The organism is Salifodinibacter halophilus, from assembly GCA_012999515.1.
Classification (GTDB): Bacteria; Pseudomonadota; Gammaproteobacteria; order Nevskiales; family Salinisphaeraceae; genus Salifodinibacter; species Salifodinibacter halophilus.
The window spans coordinates 1-256 of sequence record JABEEB010000427.1; the positions used below are offsets into that span (position 1 = coordinate 1).

The window sequence follows — 256 nt, forward strand, 5'->3', positions numbered from 1 at the left end:
CGCCCAACTCAACGACTACCTCAAGCCGCTGTATGCCAACGGCGAAACCCCGATCACCCTGACCGACGCGGCGGCCATGGACGCGCAGTACGACGGCTTCGCCGACGCCATGCTCGAGGACATGCCCAAGGTCGACAAGAAGAAGGCCAAGCTGCTCGCGCGCAAGGAAGTGATCGAGAAGCTGCAGTCCAACCGCTCGCAGATGGTGCACCTGTTCGATTCGCTCGTGCGCACCATTCCCGACGGCGCGGTGCTG

General features: G+C 63.7%; 1 pseudogene. It reads left to right on the top strand.

Going from position 1 to position 256, the window contains the following annotated elements:
* Window positions 1-115 precede the first annotated feature (115 nt).
* A pseudogene (locus HKX41_12320) lies at window positions 116-256 on the top strand (fimbrial protein).